This is a genomic window from Microbacterium sp. P5_E9 (assembly GCF_054049175.1).
The window spans coordinates 1-504 of the sequence record NZ_JBFUMV010000185.1 but is presented as its reverse complement, the minus strand read 5'-3'; the positions used below and the strand labels follow the sequence as shown (position 1 = coordinate 504).

At 68.3% G+C, this 504-nt stretch carries 1 protein-coding gene; it reads right to left on the bottom strand.

Annotated features, from left to right (window positions below; translation table 11 throughout):
• A partial coding sequence (locus tag ACXJ3V_RS20895; protein ID WP_457102271.1) for an FAD-dependent monooxygenase occupies window positions 1-504 on the bottom strand: 504 nt, incomplete at both ends.

Below are 504 nucleotides of genomic sequence, written 5' to 3'. Positions count from 1 at the left end.
GTCCAGACCGTGTGCCAGGGCAGGTGGCCTTCGCCGATGGCATCAAGATGCCGCTGCACGAACTCCTGCACCGCCGCGGGCTGCAGTGCCTCCTCGGTGCTCTGGCCAGCGCGCAGCTGGTAGTCGATGCGCCAGATGTCGTCGGGCTGCTTGTGCATCAGAACGGTCGAGCCCGGGTTCCACGGCGGGTCGATCCAGGCCCGGCGCTCGGTCGGATGCGTGCTGTGCAGCTCGATGTCGATGATCACGTAGCGGCCCTCGTAGCCGGTGCCCACCAGCTCGAGGCCGAGCGTCTTGCGCACGAAGCTCTGGCCGCCGTCGCAGGCCGCCAGCCACTGGCCGCGCAGGGCGTAGTCCCCGAGCGCATTGCGCACCGACAGCAGCAGGCCATCCGGCTCCTCCGTGAATCCGGTCAGCGTGCTGCCCCAGCGGATATCGATCAGGCCCGGCGCCGAGGCGTTGCGGCGGACGATCTCATCCAGCAGGTATTGCTCGATGTAGTAC